At 40.9% G+C, this 22,244-nt stretch carries 29 protein-coding genes and 1 pseudogene; 3 read left to right on the forward strand and 27 right to left on the reverse strand.

Going from position 1 to position 22,244, the window contains the following annotated elements; genetic code table 11:
• Positions 1-35: 35 nt before the first annotated feature.
• The 8 genes and pseudogenes from ACZM6M_RS10660 to ACZM6M_RS10695 form a co-directional block, all read right to left on the reverse strand.
• A pseudogene (locus ACZM6M_RS10660) lies at positions 36-194 on the reverse strand (sporulation transcriptional regulator SpoIIID); the annotation flags it as partial.
• 58 nt (positions 195-252) lie between these two features.
• The gene (locus tag ACZM6M_RS10665) at positions 253-1,827 is read right to left on the reverse strand and encodes a recombinase family protein (RefSeq protein ID WP_489490372.1); all 1,575 of its coding nucleotides are present in this window, start codon (positions 1,825-1,827) and stop codon (positions 253-255) included.
• 3 nt (positions 1,828-1,830) lie between these two features.
• On the reverse strand, positions 1,831-3,555 hold the full coding sequence (locus ACZM6M_RS10670) for a recombinase family protein (protein WP_489490374.1): 1,725 nt from the start codon (positions 3,553-3,555) through the stop codon (positions 1,831-1,833).
• 3 nt (positions 3,556-3,558) lie between these two features.
• Entirely contained in the window at positions 3,559-5,232 is a 1,674-nt protein-coding gene (locus ACZM6M_RS10675; protein WP_489490375.1) for a recombinase family protein, read from the reverse strand.
• A 132-nt stretch (positions 5,233-5,364) separates the two neighbouring features.
• Positions 5,365-5,616: a DUF6870 family protein gene (locus ACZM6M_RS10680; RefSeq protein WP_489490376.1), complete on the reverse strand. Its 252-nt coding sequence runs from the start codon at positions 5,614-5,616 to the stop codon at positions 5,365-5,367.
• A gap of 50 nt (positions 5,617-5,666) precedes the next feature.
• Positions 5,667-6,077, reverse strand: coding sequence for a type II toxin-antitoxin system PemK/MazF family toxin (locus tag ACZM6M_RS10685; RefSeq protein ID WP_489490377.1), 411 nt, complete (start codon positions 6,075-6,077; stop codon positions 5,667-5,669).
• Positions 6,078-6,602: 525 nt separating this feature from the next.
• A complete protein-coding gene (locus ACZM6M_RS10690) occupies positions 6,603-6,890 on the reverse strand; it encodes a helix-turn-helix domain-containing protein (RefSeq protein WP_489490378.1) in 288 nt (95 codons plus the stop codon).
• Between the two features lie 235 nt (positions 6,891-7,125).
• Positions 7,126-7,695 carry a hypothetical protein gene (locus ACZM6M_RS10695; protein WP_489490379.1) on the reverse strand — a complete coding sequence of 190 codons (570 nt, stop codon included), beginning with the start codon at positions 7,693-7,695 and terminating at the stop codon, positions 7,126-7,128.
• A 274-nt stretch (positions 7,696-7,969) separates the two neighbouring features.
• Between ACZM6M_RS10695 and ACZM6M_RS10700 the strand changes: the two genes are divergently transcribed.
• Both ACZM6M_RS10700 and ACZM6M_RS10705 read left to right on the forward strand, forming a co-directional pair.
• On the forward strand, positions 7,970-8,419 hold the full coding sequence (locus ACZM6M_RS10700) for a helix-turn-helix domain-containing protein (RefSeq protein WP_489490380.1): 450 nt from the start codon (positions 7,970-7,972) through the stop codon (positions 8,417-8,419).
• 68 nt (positions 8,420-8,487) lie between these two features.
• Entirely contained in the window at positions 8,488-9,042 is a 555-nt protein-coding gene (locus ACZM6M_RS10705; protein ID WP_489490381.1) for an ImmA/IrrE family metallo-endopeptidase, read from the forward strand.
• A gap of 63 nt (positions 9,043-9,105) precedes the next feature.
• On the opposite strand, the gene ACZM6M_RS10710 is transcribed toward ACZM6M_RS10705, so the two are convergent.
• The 11 genes from ACZM6M_RS10710 to ACZM6M_RS10760 all read right to left on the reverse strand — a co-directional run bounded on the left by ACZM6M_RS10710 (position 9,106) and on the right by ACZM6M_RS10760 (position 16,586).
• Positions 9,106-9,540, reverse strand: coding sequence for a hypothetical protein (locus tag ACZM6M_RS10710; RefSeq protein ID WP_489490382.1), 435 nt, complete (start codon positions 9,538-9,540; stop codon positions 9,106-9,108).
• A 275-nt stretch (positions 9,541-9,815) separates the two neighbouring features.
• The gene (locus ACZM6M_RS10715; RefSeq protein WP_489490383.1) at positions 9,816-10,307 is read right to left on the reverse strand and encodes a DUF2691 family protein; all 492 of its coding nucleotides are present in this window, start codon (positions 10,305-10,307) and stop codon (positions 9,816-9,818) included.
• A gap of 65 nt (positions 10,308-10,372) precedes the next feature.
• Positions 10,373-11,062, reverse strand: a complete 690-nt coding sequence (locus tag ACZM6M_RS10720; protein ID WP_489490384.1) for a hypothetical protein — start codon at positions 11,060-11,062, stop codon at positions 10,373-10,375.
• A 19-nt stretch (positions 11,063-11,081) separates the two neighbouring features.
• Complete coding sequence (locus ACZM6M_RS10725) at positions 11,082-11,816, reverse strand: hypothetical protein (RefSeq protein WP_489490385.1); 735 nt, start codon at positions 11,814-11,816, stop codon at positions 11,082-11,084.
• Positions 11,817-11,888: 72 nt separating this feature from the next.
• Positions 11,889-12,185: a hypothetical protein gene (locus tag ACZM6M_RS10730; protein WP_489490386.1), complete on the reverse strand. Its 297-nt coding sequence runs from the start codon at positions 12,183-12,185 to the stop codon at positions 11,889-11,891.
• Positions 12,186-12,220: 35 nt separating this feature from the next.
• Positions 12,221-13,171, reverse strand: coding sequence for a hypothetical protein (locus ACZM6M_RS10735; protein ID WP_489490387.1), 951 nt, complete (start codon positions 13,169-13,171; stop codon positions 12,221-12,223).
• A 47-nt stretch (positions 13,172-13,218) separates the two neighbouring features.
• Positions 13,219-13,542 (reverse strand): Imm8 family immunity protein, encoded by a 324-nt coding sequence (locus tag ACZM6M_RS10740; protein ID WP_489490388.1) that lies wholly within the window; start codon positions 13,540-13,542, stop codon positions 13,219-13,221.
• Positions 13,543-13,587: 45 nt separating this feature from the next.
• Positions 13,588-14,022, reverse strand: coding sequence for a hypothetical protein (locus ACZM6M_RS10745; protein ID WP_489490389.1), 435 nt, complete (start codon positions 14,020-14,022; stop codon positions 13,588-13,590).
• A gap of 61 nt (positions 14,023-14,083) precedes the next feature.
• Entirely contained in the window at positions 14,084-14,422 is a 339-nt protein-coding gene (locus tag ACZM6M_RS10750) for a hypothetical protein (protein ID WP_489490390.1), read from the reverse strand.
• Positions 14,423-14,608: 186 nt separating this feature from the next.
• Positions 14,609-15,640, reverse strand: coding sequence for a hypothetical protein (locus ACZM6M_RS10755; protein ID WP_489490391.1), 1,032 nt, complete (start codon positions 15,638-15,640; stop codon positions 14,609-14,611).
• A 232-nt stretch (positions 15,641-15,872) separates the two neighbouring features.
• A complete protein-coding gene (locus tag ACZM6M_RS10760) occupies positions 15,873-16,586 on the reverse strand; it encodes a hypothetical protein (RefSeq protein ID WP_489490392.1) in 714 nt (237 codons plus the stop codon).
• A gap of 111 nt (positions 16,587-16,697) precedes the next feature.
• Here ACZM6M_RS10760 and ACZM6M_RS10765 point away from each other — a divergent pair, with 111 nt between their 5' ends.
• Positions 16,698-16,907, forward strand: a complete 210-nt coding sequence (locus ACZM6M_RS10765; RefSeq protein WP_489490393.1) for a helix-turn-helix domain-containing protein — start codon at positions 16,698-16,700, stop codon at positions 16,905-16,907.
• A 101-nt stretch (positions 16,908-17,008) separates the two neighbouring features.
• On the opposite strand, the gene ACZM6M_RS10770 is transcribed toward ACZM6M_RS10765, so the two are convergent.
• The 8 genes from ACZM6M_RS10770 to ACZM6M_RS10805 form a co-directional block, all read right to left on the reverse strand.
• Entirely contained in the window at positions 17,009-18,400 is a 1,392-nt protein-coding gene (locus tag ACZM6M_RS10770) for a relaxase/mobilization nuclease domain-containing protein (protein ID WP_489490394.1), read from the reverse strand.
• Between the two features lie 61 nt (positions 18,401-18,461).
• Positions 18,462-18,746 carry a hypothetical protein gene (locus ACZM6M_RS10775; RefSeq protein WP_489490395.1) on the reverse strand — a complete coding sequence of 95 codons (285 nt, stop codon included), beginning with the start codon at positions 18,744-18,746 and terminating at the stop codon, positions 18,462-18,464.
• A gap of 41 nt (positions 18,747-18,787) precedes the next feature.
• Entirely contained in the window at positions 18,788-19,879 is a 1,092-nt protein-coding gene (locus tag ACZM6M_RS10780; protein ID WP_489490396.1) for a hypothetical protein, read from the reverse strand.
• 94 nt (positions 19,880-19,973) lie between these two features.
• Positions 19,974-20,399, reverse strand: coding sequence for a hypothetical protein (locus tag ACZM6M_RS10785; RefSeq protein WP_489490397.1), 426 nt, complete (start codon positions 20,397-20,399; stop codon positions 19,974-19,976).
• Between the two features lie 56 nt (positions 20,400-20,455).
• The gene (locus tag ACZM6M_RS10790; protein ID WP_489490398.1) at positions 20,456-20,752 is read right to left on the reverse strand and encodes a hypothetical protein; all 297 of its coding nucleotides are present in this window, start codon (positions 20,750-20,752) and stop codon (positions 20,456-20,458) included.
• A 29-nt stretch (positions 20,753-20,781) separates the two neighbouring features.
• Positions 20,782-21,111 (reverse strand): DUF7677 family protein, encoded by a 330-nt coding sequence (locus ACZM6M_RS10795; protein ID WP_489490399.1) that lies wholly within the window; start codon positions 21,109-21,111, stop codon positions 20,782-20,784.
• Between the two features lie 57 nt (positions 21,112-21,168).
• Positions 21,169-21,459 (reverse strand): immunity 53 family protein, encoded by a 291-nt coding sequence (locus ACZM6M_RS10800; protein ID WP_489490400.1) that lies wholly within the window; start codon positions 21,457-21,459, stop codon positions 21,169-21,171.
• A gap of 49 nt (positions 21,460-21,508) precedes the next feature.
• A complete protein-coding gene (locus ACZM6M_RS10805) occupies positions 21,509-22,090 on the reverse strand; it encodes a hypothetical protein (protein ID WP_489490401.1) in 582 nt (193 codons plus the stop codon).
• Positions 22,091-22,244: the final 154 nt, after the last annotated feature.

Raw genomic sequence — 22,244 nt, forward strand, 5'->3', positions numbered from 1 at the left:
TTTTTGTGATGTATATAGTACACATAAGTATTTGTTTAGCTGTTCTCTTTACTGCAGATTGCCAGCCGATGCTGGTATTTTTCTCTTGTAGCCAGTCCGCCCCGGATATGCCGTTCGGATTTGTTGATGTCCAGCACTACTCTGGCTTGGGCGGCGAGGGATGGGTTGATGTGTTCCAAACGATCGGTGACATCTGCTGGTGTCAAGTTAGGAACAAAAAATATAGTGGGCTGAGCAATCCCCATCGGGAGATTACTCATTTCCCAGCAATGCCGCAAACACATCATCAAACTTCCATTTGATTTTGATATGCTCCGCATCGTACACCAGAACCTGTTCCACGAAAATTCGTTCCAGCTCCTTGGTAAAGGTTTTCACATCCTGATACTGATGAATCAGTTCAGATAGAAGGTCAACTCTTGCATTGCCATTCTTCTTTATCATACGCCTTGCCTCAATCGCCTGAACTTTGTTTTGCAGTTCCTCAACTTTTGTATTGATTTCACTTCGCTGTTTCATATACTCGTCTCTTGTGAGATCCCCCTCCCGGTATTTCTCATAAAGGCAGGTTTTCTTTTTATCAAGGTTTGTGATTGATCGTTCATACAGAGAGGTGTCAAGGTCAGCTTCTTCTTTTTCCTGCTGCGTCTTTTGAAGCTCCTCCCAATGAAGGAACTGTTCAAAATGCCACTGTAAAGCCGCCATGACTGCTCCCCGCAGTTTTTTGTCAGAGTAGGCTGCATTGCTGCATACCGCCTGGGGATTGACTTCCCCATATCGGCAGATCAGCTTCTTTCGGTCTTTGCTGTATGACAGCTTTCTGCCGCAATGAGCACACTCAAACGCATTAGTGCGGTCAATTTCCTTTGGCTGTCGCTTCTGATATACCTTGAAGGTTTCCTGTACCCTGAGAAAATCTTCGTAAGATACAATCCCTTCATGGGTATTCTCAACCCTGATCCAGTTTTCTTTCTCGACCGGCGTATCCTTGCCGTAAATTCCTTTCAGCGTCCGCTTGAGAGAAACCATATTTCCGGCATAGCGTTCATCCTTCAGAATACCAACCACTTTCGTAGAATCCCAACCGGAAATGCTGTTTTTTCTTCTCCAGTCCATTCCCCGTTTTTTCTGAAGTGCATACTGTGCCGGAGAGGGAGTGCCGGATTCATTCAGCATCTTTGTGATTTTCAGAGCAGACAGACCGGCAAGTTTCAGTTCAAAAATCTTTCTGACCACCGGGGCGGCTTCTTCATCCACAATCAGTTTGTGCTTGTCCTCCGGGGATTTCAGATAGCCGTAGGGGGCATTTGCACTGGCAAATTTCCCTTCTCTTGCCATTTCACTGCGGGTACTGCGAAGCTTCTTGGAAGTGTCTCTGCTGTAAAAGTCAGCAATGAAATTCTTAAATGCCACCTCCAGCCCGGCAGTTTCGGTTCCGCTGTCTTTACTGTCATAGTTGTCTGTGACTGCTATGAAACGGATGCCCAGGAACGGAAAGAGCTGTTCCAGATAGTTCCCGATTTCAATATAGTCCCTGCAAAAGCGGGAGAAGTCCTTAACGATAATGCAGTTGATTTTCCTCTTTCGCACAAGATCCAGCATTTCATTGAACTGCGGTCGGTCTATACGTTTACCGCTGAAACCGTCATCACAAAACTCCTTCACTTCATATCCCTGAAATTCCGGATGTGTTTTGAGATACTCATACAGAAGCATACGCTGATTGGTAATGCTGTTGCTTTCTTCTTTGTTTCCATAAAGCCCAACATCATCATCTTCCTTGGACATTCGAGTGTAAAGTGCCACAACATAAGGTTTGTTTTCCATGAGTTAAGCCCCCTTTCGCATTTCTGCAAGTTGCTGCAATTTCTCAAATTCGTCCTCAAAGCGGAAGCGGATGGTCAGCCTGCTGTCTGTATGTACTTGAACTTCTGCAATAAATGCCTCAATGATTTCACGAATCAGCACCGGAAACTCTTTGTACTGATAAACGATTTCCGAAAGGGAACCGGAAGCATGAAATTCTTCCTTGTATAGAACCTGTTCCTGCGACAAATGTTCAATTTCCTCAGTCAGTGTAAGAATTTCTTCCGAATAATTCTTTCTTAATGTCAGATATTCTGTTTCATTCAGAAGTCCATCCTGATAATCTTCATATATGCCGCAGGACATCTGCTCAACCTTTACGATTCTACGCTGTTTCTGCTTGATCATATCCTGATGATTGGCGGCTGACTGTCTGACCGTTGCTTTCTTATTCAGTTCTGCAATGACCTGTTCTGTATTCAGAAACAACTGGATATGATAGCGGATTGCTTCTTCCACAGATCGATCCAAGTCTTTCTTATGAATACTTTTTTGAGGGCAGGAGTAATCATATAAATTTTTATGCCGTCCGCATTCGTAGACTGCACTATAACTCTTTTCGCCGGATTTGGTTGTTCTCACAAACTTGCTCATTTTCATCGCCCGACCACAATCGGCACATTTTATAATGCCACGGAACAGATTTTCCGGCTGATAGTCCTCATTGATCCCTGTTTTTTCATAAAAATCCTTTTTGCTTTGTTCCAAGAGTTCCTGAACGCTGTAAAACAGTTCTTCTTCGATAATCGGTTCATGGTTTCCCTGAGCTACCTGCCAGTCTGTTTCCGGTATGGTATGCCGTTTGATGCCTTTTGCAAAGGAAGTTTCTTCTTTGCCGTACACGATCATTCCCAGGTAAACCCGGTTCTTTAAAATACGGCGGACAATATTTCTATCCCAGAACGACTCAGCAAAACGGCTTTCTTTGGAAATTCCTTTTTCCAGAAGGTAACGTGTCGGGGAAGAAATCTGTTCCCCATTCAGAATCTTGGCAATGGCTCCTAATGCATTCCCTTCGGAACGCAGCTGGAAAATTCTCTGAACAACGGGGCTTGTTTCCGGATCTGCAATCAGATGGTTTTTATCCGCCGGATCTTTCAGGTATCCGTAAGGAGGATATTTCCCCATGAACTTTCCCTGTTTTTTCCTCGTCGCTATGGAGGATGATACCTTCAGGGAAATGTCTTTCGCATATCCCTCATTGATGATATTTTTTAGAGGAATCATCAGTGCTTCATCCGTAAAATCAGGAGAGAAGCTGTCATAACCGTCTGTGATTGAGATAAAGCGAATCTTGAAAAACGGGAAAATCTGTTCCAGATAATTGCCTGCCTCCAGATAGTTTCGTCCCAGGCGGGACAAATCCTTTACAACAATGCAGTTGATCCGTCCCTGTTTCATATCCTCCATCATTTCTTCAAAAGCAGGACGTTCAAATTTTGTTCCTGTGAATCCATTATCTACATACATCTTATAGAGATGCAGATCTTTGTGTTCATTGATAAAGGACAGAAGTAAGTCCTCCTGATTTTGCAGACTGTAACCGTCAATCTTTCCGCTGTCCTCTACAGACAACCGGACATATGCCGCTGTGCAAAAGCCCGAACCTGAATCTTCCGGTATTCCCGAAACAGAAGCACATTCAGCTCCCAGTACAGCCGCTGTATTTAATCTTTTCTTTCGTGCCATATCTTACGCTCCTTCCTTTCCCTCCAGTTCTCTTAAAAGCTCCTGTGCCTGCATAAAAGCATCTTCAAAGTTAAACACGATTTTGATACGGTTATCTTCGAATATCAAAATACGGTTGATAGTAATGGCTGCCGCCCAGCGTGTAAGCTCCTGCAATTCTCCAAACTCCTTGAAATAATCCATCCAGGCATAATGCTCAGAATGATTTTCCTGCAATGCCGATATTTCCTGACGGAGACTCCGGATCGCTTCAGAAGCATTTTCAATCCGACTGTCAAATTCCTGTTTCAGCTTCAGATACTCGGCTTTATCCAACAGTCCGTCTTTCAGGTCCTCGTAGATCCCAACCTTCAGTTTTTCTGCCTTCTGAAGCTCTAGTTCCTTTTTTTCAATATGGCTTTCATACTTTTGAATCAGGAACTGCACGGACGGGGCAGTATCAATATCTTTTAGAGCTTTTTCCGTATTCAGCACATTTTTTACATGATGATTGACTGCCAGAAGAACCGTGTCCAGAAGTTCTTTTTCTCTTATCCTGTGCCATGAGCAGGCTTTGTCTTTGATTTGTCCCTGGCAGACAAAGTAAGAATATTTCTGAGGTTGAAAATCTCCGGCACCTTTCAGGGAATAGGTGGTTGTTTTTCGTACCATGGGCTGTCCACAGTCCCCGCAGTACAAAAGACCGGAGAGAGGAAAGACTGAATCAGCCTTTGGAGAAGTGCGGGTATCCCGTTCCAGAAGCGTCTGCACAATCTCAAACAGGCAGGGATCAATCAGTGGGGCATGGGCATTTTCCACTCTGATCCAGTCTTTTTCCTCAACTGCCTGACGCACTTTTACCTTATGGTTCGGCGTAGTCTGTTTGCCCTGCACTAATACGCCGGTATAAACTTCGTTCGTTAATATTCTGGAAACTGCCTTGGCACTCCAGAGGGCTTTAGTATTTACCTTAAAAGATGTCTCAAAATGAACGCCAATGCTTCGTTTATATTCCATGGGGGAGAGGATTCCCTGTTCATTGAGGGTATCCGCAATTTTATACTGACTGTATCCATTGATTTTCATGCGGAAAATATCCTGCACCACCGGTCCGGCGTATGTATCAATCACAAGATGGTTCTTGTTTTCCGGATCTTTTAAGTATCCGTAACAGGCAAATGCTCCAATAAATTCGCCGTTTTTGCGTTTGACTGCCAGATGGCTTCTGATTTTGACTGAGAGATCCCGGCAGTAAGAATCGTTAATCAGGTTCTTAAACGGCATTACAATATCATGTGCCGTATCCACTTCCAGACTGTCATAATTGTCATTCACAGCAATGAATCTGACACCCAGCATGGGGAACAGCTTCTCCAGATAACGTCCAACCTCAATATAGTTTCGACCGAACCGGGATAAATCTTTGACAATGATACAGTCAATGATTCCTTTCTTTATGTCCTCCAGCATAAGCTGAAAGCCCGGACGGTTAAAATCAACGCCGCTGTATCCGTCATCTTCCCGAATGGAAACTACCTGAATATCATGCTTGTCCTTCAAATAATCCATAACCAGACTTTTCTGGTTTGATATACTGTTGCTCTCATTTTTAGAGCCGCTTGTCACATCTCCATCTTCCTTTGATAATCTCAGGTAAATGGAGGCATGATACACCTTTTTCAAAGGTTTCTTTGTCATAATCATCCACTCCTTTGGTTATTATCAAAGGGGGCTATTATAAGCGATGGCAGACCGAGGGGTAGTCGGTCCGCCACCTTTCTGACAGGTTCACTTATAATATACCCGCCATGCCTTATTTACACAATGATGTCACAGGCTCGCCTGAACCATTAACGAAAACAGGTCGTTTACCGACCTTCCGTTCCTTGCATAATCGAACTCAACCGCTATTTCTCCCACCCGAAAACAGTAGAAATTCGGTGTCTGTCTTTGCAGATCTTCGACATCCAAACGATTTTCTGCGGTTTTCTTTATCTTAATGTCACGCAGTTCGGATAACGAAGATTTGTCCACTGTACGGATGTCCACATCCTTCATATTTTCCAAATTCACGCTATACACCACCTTCATTTCCTTACCACAAGCCTACGCTTTCACAAGTTGAATTATGCTTAAGGATTGGCAGATAATGCATCACTGTTTTTTGACAAATCTCTGCAAAAATGCTGTAATGCGACACTGGCAAGCAACGCTTTATCAATACCAAGCATTTCACTCTGGGTTGCCTTTCCCAGGTACCCCTCAATCCGCTTCTTATCAATCGTGCGGATCTGCTCCAGCATTACCACCGATGGCTCGGAAAATGCCGGATTGTTTTGAATGAGATAATGCGTCGGCATCTGCCCTTTCTTTCTGATTTTTGTCGTGACCGTAGCCACGATCAAGGTTGTAGAATGTTTATTTCCTATATCATTCTGGATCACTACCACCGGACGGATGCCGCCTTGTTCAGAGCCGACTACAGGGTTCAGATCAGCACAATAAATATCGCCTCGGCGATATACCCAATTACTTTTCATCATAAATAAAACCTCCTCTCATTGGGTATGTACAAAGGGCTGCTCCCATCTGCAAGCAGATGAAAACAGCCCTTCCGAAAATTATGTTGAACCCCATATTTGCCCTCGGCACCCCTGGGTGATAAAGTGGTTTATCGGGAAATCATCAGACGGCTGACTGCTGATCAGCTCCATAGGAATCTAACCTCTGCCGGGTTCTCCGCCAGCTCCGTAGAGAAGTATCATTATACCTGTTGGTTTCATTGCCAAGATTAGGAGCAACCTGATCGTTACAAGCCGGTAGTTTTCGCTCATATCGGTTCAAAAGCAACTGAAAAATCTGTTCTGCTTGGATAGCCGATACCTCATGGCGTACCGCTGATGTGGCTGATGTTTTCACACCGACAACAGGAACGTATCTGATGAATGTGTATGAAGTTTTCAAGGTACATTCAGCCGTTTTCTTTGGCTGTGACTAAATTGTACCTGTTCCACATTCATTTTTTTATGACCTTGTACGGCGGATACCCACCGTGGTACGGCGGTTTTCTACATTTTTTTCTTCAAGGCTTGCAGCTGTGTAACCAAAGAATCAACCTCTTTTCCAGCATCGTAATTTGGAATGCTACACCCAAGCAGCAAATAATCCGTGGAAACCCCAAAGAAAAAACCAATTTCAATCAGCAGATCAATAGAAAAACTCTGCAAGCCCCGCTCCAGTTTTCCAAGATTGCTTGTGCTGATGTTGAGTTTCTCCGCCAGCTGTTCCTGGGTTAATCCTTTTTCTTTTCTTAATTCCGCAATTCTTTTTCCGCTTTCTTTCTGGTTATAGTACATACCGTTTCCTCCTTGACGGCACAAAAAAAGAACCGGAGAAAATCTCTGGTTCTTTTCATGCAAAATGTCTGGAAGACGGCATAAAAAATGCCCCGTACCATATCGGCACGAGGCGGATCTGATTTTTTTATTGATATGCTGCATTCTTCCAGCATACCAATCTTAACACCTGTCAAGTCGGACTTTCAGTAGGAAAACGGTCGGAATTAAGTCGGACTTTTATCGGACTCCATCATCAATATTTCTCATAAATCCGGTAGGCATCCTCCTCATCTTTCGTTTCCCGCAAAAACTGCTTGAGCATCGGAATAGAAGTCCCCCATAAGGATAAGCCAAACAAAAGGATTGCTTCTTTTTTACGGTCATAGTATGTGCTACGTTCCATGCTTAAAACTTCAAGCAGCTCTGATTCTCTATAATGAAAACGGCTTAAATAACTTTTGGAGATAATCTCGCAGTATAAATCTCCCCTGCATGGGTATTCCTTAATTCGTCCCATGGCGTGATCCACCAGCTCAATCATCCACTTTGTTTCAAACAGGCTGCGGATACGCTCCTCAAAACGTTCTCTTTCTTCATCCGGTGCGAAGGTTTCCAGATAGACCAGAGCATCGCTCAGATTTGCTCCGCAAGTGCAGATCAAGTCCTCATGCACCTTATCAGCCCGTCCTATAGCAGACCAGCAGACATCCCGATAAATCGACAGAATCAGTCGGGAACGGTCATACAGCATTTTTTCATTTACCTTCTGTATCCGGCACAGCATACGGATGTTATTTAAGACCTGTGTATTATTCCTGCTCATGTAAAATCTCCTTTCAAACTATGTCATAAATTCCTATTCCTCTCTAATCCCACAGACCGGCTAAAGGGAAAGAAATACCGGAGAGCAGGCAACATCATCGAAACTTCCGATTTATTTTCCGAAAGTTTCCATTCGGAAGTTATTGACACTCCAAAACTTCCGATATATAATAAAGCAGAAGAACATCTGTTCTGATTTGATTATAACATTTTTCGGAAGTTTGTCAACAACTAATCGGAAGTTACGAAATATTTTTTGAAAGGCAGGTAAGAATATGACTTTTGGAGAAAAAGTGAAAGAAGCCCGTTTGGCACTAAATCTTTCCCAGACAGAATTAGCACAGGTGACCGGCATTTCAGAACGTTCCCTCTATACTTACGAACAGCTTGGAACGCTCCCCCGTAAAAGCAATGTGAGAAAGTTGGCAGAAGCTCTGCACGTTTCTGTATCGTATCTCATGGATGATGAAGAAACGGACACACAAAGCAATCTGGACAAAGATCTGTTCATTGCGTCAGCCAGGGAAAATTTCGGCTCCAAAGGTGCAAAAGAGGCTCAGGAAGTGTTAGGACGGGTAAACTCTTTATTTGCCGGCGGCGAATTGGACGATGACGCCAAAGATGTGTTTTTTCAGGCAATTATGGCAGTATATATGGATTCTAAACAGACCGCAAAAGAAAAATTCACACCGAAGAAATACAGAAAACATAAAGCCAAAGAATAGTTTAAGATATACGAATAATCACTCATGCACAAGATATGTTTTATGTGTAAGATTCGGAGGTGATTCAGATGAGAACGGCAGCACATATTATCAGTGTGGTAGAAAAACTGGTCAAAAAATATGATACCAGAGATCCTTATGAACTCTGCCGGTTATTGGGAATTAAAGTTCATTATCACGATATGCAGAAAAAGCTGAAGGGATTTTTTTACTATCAGTCCAGACAGAAGAATATTGTCATAGACAGTAATGTCAATGAGGTTTTGGAACGCATTTTAATCGCCCATGAACTTGGTCATGCAATTCTTCATACGAAGATCGCCATGATGCGGGGCTTCCATGAAATGGAGATGTTTGACGGCAGTTCGATAGAAGAAGATGAGGCAAACTTTTTTGCGGCAGAACTGCTTTTAGAAGACCGGACGGTTCTGGAATGTTTATCAGAATATTCATTTTTTGAAACAGCCAGAAAGCTATATGTACCGGCTGCACTGTTAGATTACAAATTCAGCCTGCTTCATGAAAAAGGGGAGCTGGTCAACCCTATGTATATCAAGAAAGCCAATTTTCTCAAAGAAAATCTGGGAGATTATGACAGTAAACAGCAATTTGAATGTGAATAGACAGAAAGTCCATGATCCGAGGCAGAAGCACACAGAACATGGACTTTTCAGTTAATCGTTCTATTATTTCTCAAGAAAATTAGAAACAAATTGCACACAAATATACCCAACACCTACTACTCCCCAGGCAACAATAAGACAGGATACCACCCACCATGTCAGCATGATCATATCCAGCTCTTCCTGCCACGGTTCCAAACGGTGAAAGACCGGAAAGCTGAGGAGGAAACCTATGATATTCATGGCAACCCAAAGCTTCCACCGCTGTAAGCCCAGGTAATGATAAAACAGACCTCCGGCAATCCAAAAGTACCCTATCACAGCAATGCAAAAGCCCCATGAGAGAATTTCATAGTCTATTCCATGTCCATCCAAAATAGAAGAAAAGCATAATTGAAAAAGCCCGATATAAAGACAGACAGAAACGAACAACGCCAATGCCCGTTTCATATACAATGCAAACTTCTGTTGTTGAGATGGATGATTAAAATCTGACATTTTTTCTTACTCCTTTAATTGGGGAAGAAATATCTACTTCCCTCCATTTTTAATATAATTCTAGTTGTGATAGCATTATTATTCTCGTTTATACTTCCTATTCAACATTATCAGCTATTTTAATTTTCTACAATAAATCATCTATCTGATTGTTCAATGCCTAATCGTAATTTTCTCCTTTGCTCAATGTACTGGCAAATAAGCGGCCAAGTTCTTTCTTGCCCGTATTTATGATAGAATTTCCTAAAGAGTTCCGTATTAGGAGTTTTAGATGCCTAGAGTTCCGCATTGAATTCCTCTAAATCCCTGCTTAATGGGAAGGCATTTCTGAAACGATTTACAAGATCCTCATCCTTACTTATGAATAAAGTTAAATCGCCATCCCATGCAACAAGTTCTATACGGGCAAGTGGATGCTGAATAGAAGGTTTTTCTTTCCAAAACCCATCATAACAATCTGCATACGGAAATTCATATTTCAAAACCTCATCCTTTGAACAGTTTTTATCAAACCCTGATAATACAGCCCAAATCCAATGGAAATCATCTTTTTTTATAATTCCGCTTAATTCTTCTCCACTTATCCACGCATAATTTCCATGCTTAGATTGATGTATACGCATCTCATGTCCTAACTTCTTTGGATATGCCTCACAATCGGTTATTAACCAGTTATAGTCCTTTTGAAAATTGTTAAGAGCCTTAAATATTTTTTTGAAATAGGTGTATCCATCTTCTCCTTTATTAAGAATTGCTCCTTTTATCATCTGAAATATTCCCCATTCCCTTTCCAATCCTAATTTTCATATAAATACATGAGGTTCTCTTTTCCCTATGAATTTAAGCTATAAGTTACCTCTAAGCGATACCAGTTGCTTTTAATTTCCTCCATTTCAATCCTGCCATGCTGGTAAAGCGGAAGTCCTCTTGCGTGTTTCTTTATCCGCTCTACATCACAGGAAGAATCTTCAGAATAAAGAATGTAGTATTCCTTCAGGTAATACATATGACCATCTTCTTCATATTCACCGGGAGAATACTGGAAGAATGCCACATCCTCACTGCCGTTTATTCCTCCAGTCATATCCTCATATTTCTGAAGCTGCTCCCCATTGTGGATCTTCTCAACCGTTGATTCATAGGTCAGTATTTTGATCTCAGTTATCAGCTTTTCAATGGCAGGAGAAACACGGTTTATCACAGGACCTGACAGAATCATCATAAAACACCAAAGTGCAGAAAATATACAATTCCTTATGTACCTACGGTTCTTTCTGCGACGGACTGCCTGTATGATAAAAATAATAAGCAGAGCCGGAATAAGGATCAGTCCCAGAATAACATATAAAAAAATAAATAGTATCAGACCTACTTTGTAAAAGGCATAAACAAGCCCTCCGCTCGCTTGAATGATCCTTTTAAAACTGATAAACAACACCTTTAGGGTAAGTAGGCAGGAAAGAAGCACTCCGGCTATGGGAACAGATTTTTCTTTCGGTTCATTTGGTTTTCCTGTATCCATAGATTTTTCCCTCCGCTTTTTAGGGCTCCTCGCTTGTGAACAGCTTCCATCCTGCCAGCGTCAGTCCTACGGCAAGCACAAACCAAAGCAGGGCGGCAGCCCCGAAGCGTAACAGAAACAAGATGAACTGGTGCTCCTCCTGCCATTTGTCATTAACAGCATAGAACACGCCATCCATATCTGCCCCGTATTCCTCGCAGATGGCAGAAAGTTCATTCCGAGCGGCATTGCTCATTCTTACCTTCTGACCGATTGGAAGTGTGATGCTTTTGCCACTTTCGATTGCTTTCGCTGTTTCCTGCGGAATTTGTGCCACGATATAAGTATGATCCGGAAGCTCCAGCAGGTAATATGGCTGATAGCTGCCCAGCAAATCCCAGTCGGATGAAGTAATTTCCGGCCGACGGATTTGACGTCCGGTTGTTCTGCCCTTGACTCTTTGCGTATAGTAATGATCTTCCCATGGTTTCAGGCTGGAAATACCGGTTTCGACAATCCCCACTGGCTCTGCTGTCACATAATCTGACAAATAGATGATTTCTGAAAAGTCCGCTGCACTGGTCAGCCTTGGAATATCCTCCCCCGCTGGGAAACCGTTAAAATCGGTTATAAGATTTTGTTCTATATCGCTCAGTGTCACCGGCTGTTCCTTTCCTTTCAGAAGTGGCTCCGGATTCCAGTTCAAGCAAAACAGAGCAGCACAAACTAGAGCAATCAGGACACTGACGGTTGGGATGATGGTTGTTTTTTTCATGGGCGGGGACCTCCTTGCAAATGATACTTCATAAATACGGGACTTCTGGTTTCTTCAGAGTGGAAATAGTTCTTAAAAATACTTAAAATCATATCCTTCTTCTGGTTCACCAATTTCATACCCTAAAACTTCTGTTAATCGTTTTTTTAGTAGGTTATACCATTCTTCCCAAATATCATCAGGCATTATTCCAGCAATCTGTATTCCACTTGGTTCAACAGAAGCCCATAAATCTACATCTTTTCCTAGCCATTGAGGTCTATTCTTGCTTCCCGACCAATAGGGCATTGATTCATATATTTTGTCTATCTTTTCCCATATTTCTTTAGGTGCAGTATAATGAATATTTAAATTTATATCATGGTTCACACACAACTTCTCCTATTTAAAATTTCGATTTATTTCTATAGTTCCTCTACTGTACGCCGTTTCATAACCAGCCACACCACAAAGCATAGCACTAGATAACTGCCAGACAGTCCGACCATCCAAAGATACCGCTTTTGTTGTCCTGCTGCATAGGTATCAGCCGTCAGCTCAGCGTCCACAGTCATATATTTTCCGTTTTCTTTGATGAACAGTACACGACGATCTACGCTTTCCCCTTCGGCAAGAATCTGATTTGCATAGTCTTTGTCGTTGCTGCTTTCCAATTTCCATTGGTAGCCTGTGCCGTCCGAAGTCTGATAATAAACCACATACACAGTTTTGGTGGGATTGTTTCGTTTATCCCGACCGGTGGCATGGTTCTCCACGGTATGGGGCAGAACCTTGTACGGGGAAAAGGTATGTATCCCCATATCCTCATAATCGGAAGCTGGGCGTATCGTGACAATCCCTTTTACTCCCAAAGCTAAACAAGCGATTGACAGTATCAGCCCCATGATACCGATCACACGGACAATGCCTGTGAATCTTTCAATTCCTGCACCTGTTCTTTTGGGCGTAGCAACAGGCAGTTGTCCTGTTGTATCAACAGAAACAGGGCGGCGTTTCCATAATGAAACACATAAAAAGCCAATCCCTACAACCGCCCATACTATGACAAAAGTAACGGTTACAGGAATAAGATAGAATAAAATGAATCCGTTAAATAAAATATGGGGGAAACAGGCAATCAGAAGTCCCCAGCTACATATCCCTCCAGCAAAATTCAACACAAACCATAACAGCCAGCGGTTCAGCCCCAGCCGGTGGGAGAAAATATTTCCGGCAATCACAAAATACAGAGCCACAATTGGGGGCAGTATGCAGGCGAAGTAAAGCAGATTTTGTTCTGACGCACATATAAATGCCAGTGCAAAAGCTGCGATATAAAATAGGACTGACAGAATTAAAGCAGCGGCTTTTTTCATAGGCGGTGTATTCCTTTCGAAGGGTTTGGCAAACTGAAAACTGCCAATTATTCTTCTTGTAGTCTTAGATAACGACTTAATTTCAAATAAAATTCGTCATCATTTTCTGAACTGAATTTTCTTACCAATTCGGTTACTTTTTGTTTAATTTCATCTTCATCATAAAATTTCATAATCATCCAACCTATATTTAACATAATACCGTAATCAGAAAACTGATTATAAAGCCTTTTTATACTTATTACATTAAAATCGTAAACTCTGTATACATACGTTTCATTTTCTGGTCCTATAAACGCTTCGCAAGATAGAAAGAAATCGTCATATTCTGTATATTCTTTTTGGATTATAGTTATTGCCTTTAATTCCATAGTATTCGACTCTCCGATAAACTGGAAATTAACCTCCAACATTTCCTAGCAATTAAAAAACAGATTAGGTGACTGACTGGCAACTTTTAATAATAAATCTAAATCATTCCAATATTTAAGAACTATTTTTTCCTCAATAGACAATTTTCCATAATCTTCATTCAGTTCAGGTGTGTCCCCATAACATAAAAATCTTCGCAGTATAGTATTATTTTCTAACACAATAAATTCACCATCTAACTGATCTTCATCTGTATAAAAGTAAATCAGTTTATTTCCAGAACTCATTTGCAGCAAGACTTCTAAAGCAAACTCATAGCTGGTAGTTATCAAACACCATTTTCCTTTTTGTTCAAACCGTATATCGCCGTATATTATCATATCTTCTGTTATTAAACATTGTTGTGTATCATCAATCTCCAAATAGTTTTGATATGCAGTCTTATAATTTTGTTCAACATAAATACAGCAATCTGCCATGCAAAGCACCTCTTAATTCCGATTTCTTGTTTTGTTTTATTTCCCCATGAATGAGAATTTTCTAAGCGAAATTATCATCATGCCACATTATGAATGTGGGCAACTTATGATACTTTTCAAAATATTCAAGGGCTTTCATCACTTGTTCTGCGAGCAACACATAAGATAAAGGGTATAGGTCAAGTTCACCATTTATTATAAAATTCATGGTTTCATCGTCTGTACCAGTATAGTTCGGATTTCTGGAGCTTAATCCTGCGTCACATTCCTCGTTATAATAATTGAGCCAACCCCAATCACCATTTATCAATCCACACATCGCCCGCTCATCATCATCTGTTTCTTCTGAATAAACCCAGATTTCTTTATACTGACCATTTTCCCAAGTATCAATAACCATGATAGTTACTCCTCTCAAAATTTCGATTTATCATTTGCTCCATCCCTAGCAACATCAGCCCATAGAAATTCAAGCTTCACAAATTTTGAACATCCTATCTGATTCTCCATCTCATATAGCCATTTAAAAAGATAAATTTCATATTTCCAGTTCTGGCGGCTTCAAATCTTTGTATCCGCTGAACTGTCAAAATAGCAACTGGAATCCCTGCACCATCTGTTCCCATGTATGCACATCAGAAGTATACAGAAGCCCTATAAACAAAATAAACAGCATCTCGCCTGCGGTAAAGAGCAGAAGCCTGATCTTCTGTATTCTCTCAGATCGGGAATCTTCTTTTGCACTGAAAACCTTTCGGGCAAATAGAGTGCCGCAAACCAGAAGCAGCAATGTAGTTCCGTACATGACTACATAAAATTGCAGATTGGGCCAGAACAAAAGGGTTCCGCCCCCATAAGTAAATGCTTCTTCTGTGAACTCCAATGCATGGTCTATCTCCAGAAGTTTCACTTCGTTCCGGTAATATTCTGCCACCATTAAGGAAAACAGAAACGCCAAAATAACTACAAAATCACAAACAGCCAGGGGAACACCGCTCAGAGATTTTTTGATTTTCTGCTTTGCGATATAGTCCCGTACAGCCTGTTCTTCCATGGTTGTTCTGACAGCCTGTTCTCGGTTTTTCAGGGAAAAAATTTTTCGATTTAGTTCCGCAGCCTGTTGTCCATCAAAAGCATGGAGAAAAACAGCCATATGCAAAATGGTTCCTTGTGGATTCAAAATTTCCAGAACATTTTTATTCGTGCGGCTGATTCTGACTTCCTCTATCTCTTTATAGGGAATACAGGCAAAACCATATTTTTTTCTAAACTGAAACTGATATATTAAAAGAAATTCACTGGTAAAATACATATCATCCAGTCGATCCTCGGTTTGCAGATCATATTTCAGCCGTTCCTTAGCATAAGCCGGAAGAATATGGAGGTAGTGGCTTGCTTTCTGAACTTGTGTCACATAGCGGATCATGCTGATCAGAAATACGGATATATGTAAGCAGGCAAAACCTATACAGATCCATTTTATAATGGTCTGTGACACTTCATCTCCATAGGTCACGAACAGAAGCAGGCGATAAACAAAAATGGTAAGAAGGATACCGATTATGCTCATCCGGACGATAGGATAGGAAAGTAGTTTTTTATAAGCTTTTTTGACCATCTTCATCCTCCGGTATTTCTTATTTTTTCAGCTATAAATATCGTTTTTATTATACCATTTCCCTTATAAAATCACAAAGCTTAATTGCTCACAAATTCGCAAGCAGGGCAAACCTGTACAGGTTTGCTCAAAATGCTTGTTGGGGCAGCGTCCCCAATCCCCTTTGAACAGTATCTTCGATACTGGCTGCCCGTTCATTCTGAACGTTTACAAAATCATTTTCCAAAAGATTTTAATTTTCTTTCCGCTCCGGTTCATAGAAAATTGTCAGGTCGATATAGCTTTCATCCTCATTGTTCTGGAAGTCATACTGGATATAATAATCACGAATCATATAGCCACGGTAAGGATCGGAGAGAGGATAAAGCTCTCTTGTCTGAAAATCAATCAGAGAAAAACCAGTCGTTCCGATATAGCTGCTGTTCCCACTTTCTTTTTGGTCACAGTAAAATTCTGCAACCTTATCCAGACAATTCTGGCACAGAAGCCCGGACAGTTTTTCAAAATACACACAGTCAGTATCACTAAAATATGCTGATAGTTCAGAAATTCCCCGGTTTGCCATTTCCTGAATATAAACACTGCCATAACCATCTCCGAAAGAATTTGCCATCAGGCTCATACTTTCATTTCCAAACAATTCTTTTCCGTCATCATCGTATGCCCTTACTCCGGTATCGCTTACCCATTGGCTGTTCCAGTGAATGATTCCAATGGAGTCACGCTTGGCATAATAAGGAATCAGGCTGTTCTCCAAATACCCGCAGACAAAACAGTTCTCAGCTTCAACGCTGGAACTATATTTCTTCTCAAAAAATTCTGCTTCCTCAGAAATAGGTGCTGCCATTTTAGGGACAACTTTGATTTCTATCGTTTTTCCTCTGTAAATGTAAAGACTGATTAGTGCAGAGAGCAGTAAAACAGCTCCGGCGATTTTCTTTTTCATACTCATTTTTTCCATTTTATTTTTCTTTTTTCTGATTAGATTGGGGTGCATACACGCACCATATTATTATAAATCAATGCCCCTTAAAATACAAGGAGAGGTGGCACAGAGATGATTAAGTATGACAGGTTATGGGCAACACTGAAAGAAAAGGACATCAGCCAGTATAAGCTGATTAAAGATTACGGAATTGATAAGGCACAGCTTCACAGACTTCGGAAAAATATGATTGTAAAAACGCTTGTTTTGAACAATCTCTGTAAAATTCTTGATTGCAGAATTGAGGATATTATGGAATATGTTCCTGATGAAGATGAATAAGAAACAATACTTGTCACAGTCACTGGTGTTGTTTCTTTTCTTTTTATCAAAAAAAAGCCATGGCGGCCACTCCAACAAAGGGGGCGGCAGCCATGGTTTCTTTACCGGATCGTTTCTTTCTCCTGTTTCTTTTTTCTGTCTATATTCAAAATAGTTTCTACCGTCTGCCGTGCAGTCAGGTAATCCTGCATTTCTTTTTTGACCTGACGGTACTCTGCATATTCCTGTTTTTTCTGAATCATCAGCTGATTAAATTCTTCATGGAGTGACTGACGGGATGGAAGCTTTTTTCCCTCCAGCTGATCAAATGCCTGCTTTGCCGCTTTGTGAAGAGTGATTTCCTCCCGATGCTCCTCCAGGAATTTTTTGCTGTAGCCGGACTTGCGGTAGTCCACATAAGTCTGCCTGGTCTTATAATAATTGTTAATATGTGTCTGCAATGCTTTGATCTCCACCATTCTTTTTTCTGCGTTCTTGATGGAATCCGTAAGTTCAGAAAAACGGGCGGACAGCTCATCTGTCAAAACAGCCAGATCTTCATAGCTGTTTATGCCTTTTTCTTTCAAAAGGCAAACCGTTCTGGCAGCTTCTTTGCGATTATATTTCTTTGCCCATTTTTCATAGCCTGCTGTTTTACCTTCTGCCATTTTGGATTGAATATCAATGAGAAGATGAAACTGCTTCTGCCTTGGGGCGTTAGTGGAAGTCCCTTTTGTCCTGTATAGGCTTTTTCCGGCGATGATAGCCCGCAATTCTTTTTCACTGTAGCCTTCCCCAAGAGAACGCAGACGGACAAAACGCTTTTGGTCCCGTCCTCGGAAAGCTGGCTGCTTCCCATCCTTAAAAACAAATCCTCTGTCCGAAAGAAGCTGAACAAATTTTTCAAAGGTTTTTGGTTTTTCTTTCAGCACAAGATCAATCGCTTCACACAGTTCATCCCGATAAGTTCTTTTTTTCGGGAAAACAGTACGCTTGATCCGTTCTTTATAGGGCTTCGGTATAATAATGGACAAGCCATGCTCCAGACAGACCATATCGCTCAATTTTTGTACTGCAAGTCCTGAGTGAATAAAATCTCTGAATTTTTTGGTACAATCCAGGGAAGTAGAGTTGTAAATAATATGGTTGTGGATATGGGCTTTATCAATATGGGTAGCAACGATAAAGGCATGATTTCCTTTTGTCCAACGCATTGCGGTTTCGTAACCAACCTGATTTGCTTCCTCCGGTGTAATTTCTCCCGGCTTAAAGGACTGACGTATCTGGTATGCAATCACATTATTTTTCTGGTCCCTGCCCGTAATATGCTGATACTGTCTTTTGGATAGAAGAAATTCTTCATCCGCAGTTTTGGGATCACATTCATAGGAGCTGATAAATTCCCCATCATTGGTTTTCGCAGCATTTTGCGAATAGTCCGTACGGTCAGCCAGACACTGTGCAACCGTTTTTCCTTTATTGACATGGAGAGCAATCAACCTTGTCGCCGCCATTTCCATCACATCCTTTCTAAAAGAAAAAGCCACCCGAAGGTGACTTCTGCTTCAAAATTTTTTATGACCTGATAAATGTTCCAAGCGAACTGCTTATAGTTTCCAGCTTTACAACTGCCCATACTAATAGAAAGATTGCCAGAAATGCAGCCAGTCCCATGCCTGCAAGAATTGCAAGGGAAGTCCACAGTGCTTTTACAATACAGTAAATCGCACAGCCGCCGATAACCAACAGGAGCAGTCCAATTACATAAGAGGAAACATTGGTAAGCAGATTGCCGAGGATACAAAGAATTTTTACAAGCAACAGGATCGGTAGTGCCAGAAGTTTCAATATTATTTTCATGGGATCAGCTCCTTTCTGGATACACTCCAATATCAAATGAACTACTTCTTTTTTTCAAGTCCCGCCAGTTTACAAAAGGAACGGTATGCCTTTCTTACAAAATCTTCCGGCAGCTCTGTCGGACTGCACCTCCAGCTTTCCGGCACATGGTCAAAGGGCATGAAATGATCAAAGCGATAAAAACACACTTCCCTTACAGTTGTTTCTTTATTATAGTATTCCGGTCCTTTTAGCAATGCATTAAAGCAAAGTGCCGCACCATACCCATGCTGTTCATCTACCACATGATAAGACATTACATAAGAACTCCAATCATTTCCTTTGCATAAACGCTGGCCTGCGGCAGATGCCAGCAAGTGCTTCTGTACAAGTGTAGCACCATCAAAAATTGAAAAATCAGGCAGGTCAGTCCAGATCTCTGCATCCTCGTGCATTGCTGCACCCTGCTCTAATTTTTCCAGAATTTCTCCACAATGCTTACACAGACGTTTGCTCTTGTGCTGTGTTGTCAAAAAAGTACGATCCTCATATTTTACAAAAAGATACATGAAATCAATCCACCAGAATTGGTGGTACATACTGTAGCCATGGGTAAACAGACCGTCGTGACCTTCCCGTTCCATCAGATGCACTGCTGTATCCATGTCTTCTTGCACGGCTTTTGCCACAACATCTGGGGACAGTGGAAATAAGCGGTCGCCAAAACGCCCATCCAGATAAGTTGCCATAATGTCTGTTGGCGTCCAACCGATTTCTTTCAAAATATGAATGCTTTCCGTATGAGGAATCCCCAAACATTTTTGGTAAGCATTAACAAAACGAAGAAGCGCCATATATTTACTCTCCGGCGTTTCCAGGAGCGGATAAACACTGTCCCAGTATTTTTTCATAGCAGGACTTATCTCATATAATGCGTCTTGAGGGTTTACAAAGTCCTCCGTCCTAAAACAAAGCTGCTCCTGCATCGTTTCTCTTCGTTCTTTGCAATAATTTTTAAGATATGGTTCAATTTTTGCAATATCCTCTGCCACGTTTTTTCCTTCTCGGATTGCTTTGCAGAGTTTTACTGCCCTCGAATAACAAGCATTTGGACTGTATGTTTTCTTTCCCCATCGTTTTTCATTTTGTTCCATTTTTTTCACCCGTACTTTTAATTTTGTGTTTGTATTTATTACCTTTGAATTCATGGTATTTGATTCTCAGATAAACTGGAATTGTTCTATTCGTTTAATCTCCATAGTAACACAACATACTCTCATAAATATTTCTGGTTTGTCCCTCATCTCCCCATGATAAGGGATCATCAGCATAACTAAGTGCCCAAAATGGTTCTATATCTTGGAGATTTCCAGGCAAAGCCTCCCACAAGTTATACATTCGACCTGCAAATTCTCTTATATCCGAATAATTTTTATAGACCTCTTTCAGTTTGCTCATCAAAATTTTTCCAAATAAACTAATGTCCAGATTATTGTAATTAATATGTGTTCTCACATAAGTAATGGCTTTTTTTATGTCTGTTTCCCATTCTAAATAAAGCAAATCATCATTTTCAGGATCGTTGAGAAACATTTCATCAAGCCGTTTATTGTACTCAGTTTCTATTAGCAACTCTTGATAAAGTAAAAGTGCATAAACCAATAATTCTTCCATGTTAACCTCCGCAACTTCCGCTTTCACACGCTATTCGACATCCTGAAGACAAGAAGTTATGCCTTTAGAAGTTCATTGTAAATTTCAAGAATTTCAGCATATCCTGTAATGCGTGAACCTTCTTGAAACACAAATCGCATACCCACTTTTAATGAATGGGGATAATGTTCTGGGGAAAGAAAGGTGATCGTTCCTTCTACTGTTTCTCCATTTTTTAATATATCCGTATTGAAATACTTGTGAACACCTGTTGTCAAATAATTGCTGACTAAATGAGCAGGGCGATAGCCACTATACACAGGGGTGTCCTTTGTCAATGTAATACTGGCTCTAATATCAGGCTTTATATACAATACCCCCATCTCCTCACAACTTTGAATTGTTATTTTACATATGAGTTTTTGCTTACTGGATATAATTCAGTTTCCCAATACTCAAATGCTGGAACAACAACATAATCTTTATCAAAATAGGCTCTTATATGTTGTGCTGCACGAAATTCTGCTTGTTTGTAGTTTGTAACATTTCCATCTTCATCTATTTCCAGAGTATTCATAAATATAGCAAATGCCTGTTCCGCAAAACTGCTTTCCTCTTTCAAAACTTCTCCAACATAATCAATTCCCTCCAACAAAGGGTATCCTATCGTGCCATGTGCAAACCAGTACGAAAATTGCCTAACGGCTCCACAGACATACTTGCTCACTTTCATCTATACTTCCTCCAATTCCGATTTGTCGCTTTATCCAACTCCCTGATAAATGGCATTTCATTCTTCTATCCAACATTTGAATATTTCTAAAACAGTTACTAAATTATCGGGACTACAAGCAGCCGAAAAAATTTTATTAGTAACTTTACAATGTAACCAACTTATATCATTTTCAAAGTCCTGATAAATCTCTTGAAAGGGTTTATTTTCTACTTCTGTACTGCTTAAATCTATATCTATATGCCAGCCTGGATTATCCAATGTTTCTATTTTAATGCCATAAAAATGTTGCCAATCGTCAACACAATTTTGAGCAAACCATGTTTGTAGCCAGTGTAAAATATCCATTATATTACCCTTCTATTAATTCCGATTTTTCGAGAAATCATTCTTCATTCTAGCTGTTATCAGCCCATACAAAACTGTCTACAATATCTTGGGCTGCTTCAAATACATCTTTTGCTCCGCTAAAATTTGTCACATGGACTAAACAATACCCATAATCTTTCACAATATAATATTGCTTTGTAATTACTCCGTCAGCTTCTTCAATCGTGAAGATATAAACTACATAGTCTTGCTCTGTATATGTGCCATCCCCATTCAGTTGAGCATCCACGCCGTCAAGTTGCATGAGGAGTTGCTGTACGATTGCATCCCGAAATGCAGTGTGTTCCTCTGCACTGTATCGGTTCATTCCGAAGCTGATTGAAATATTATCCGGATAGTCATCGCCCTCATGTCTGTCCGCTATATAAAACGCTACTTCCTCGGTAGAATATTCATCTGCTTTGCTCCATCCCTCCGGTACTGCGTAGGTTCCAGAGATAGCCGTTTCTCCCTCCGGTGTTGTTTCATCCGGTTGGATCGCAGCAGAACTTTCTGCCCTGAAATTATCCGGCTCTTTCAAATCAGTATTTTTACTGCTGCACCCGGTTAAAAACAATACTAACCCTAAATAAAGCAATCCATTTTTCATCTTCCTCTTTCCTCTCGCTATGATTTGTTGCTCCATTCAATTTCCGATTTATCTACACCTTTCATACCCCCAGTATACCATACACATCTAACCGAATCTACAAAAACATTACCTGATCACTATGTAAAGCCGCAGCCCACACTGCGGCTCCTCA

The organism is Enterocloster sp. (assembly GCF_057861365.1).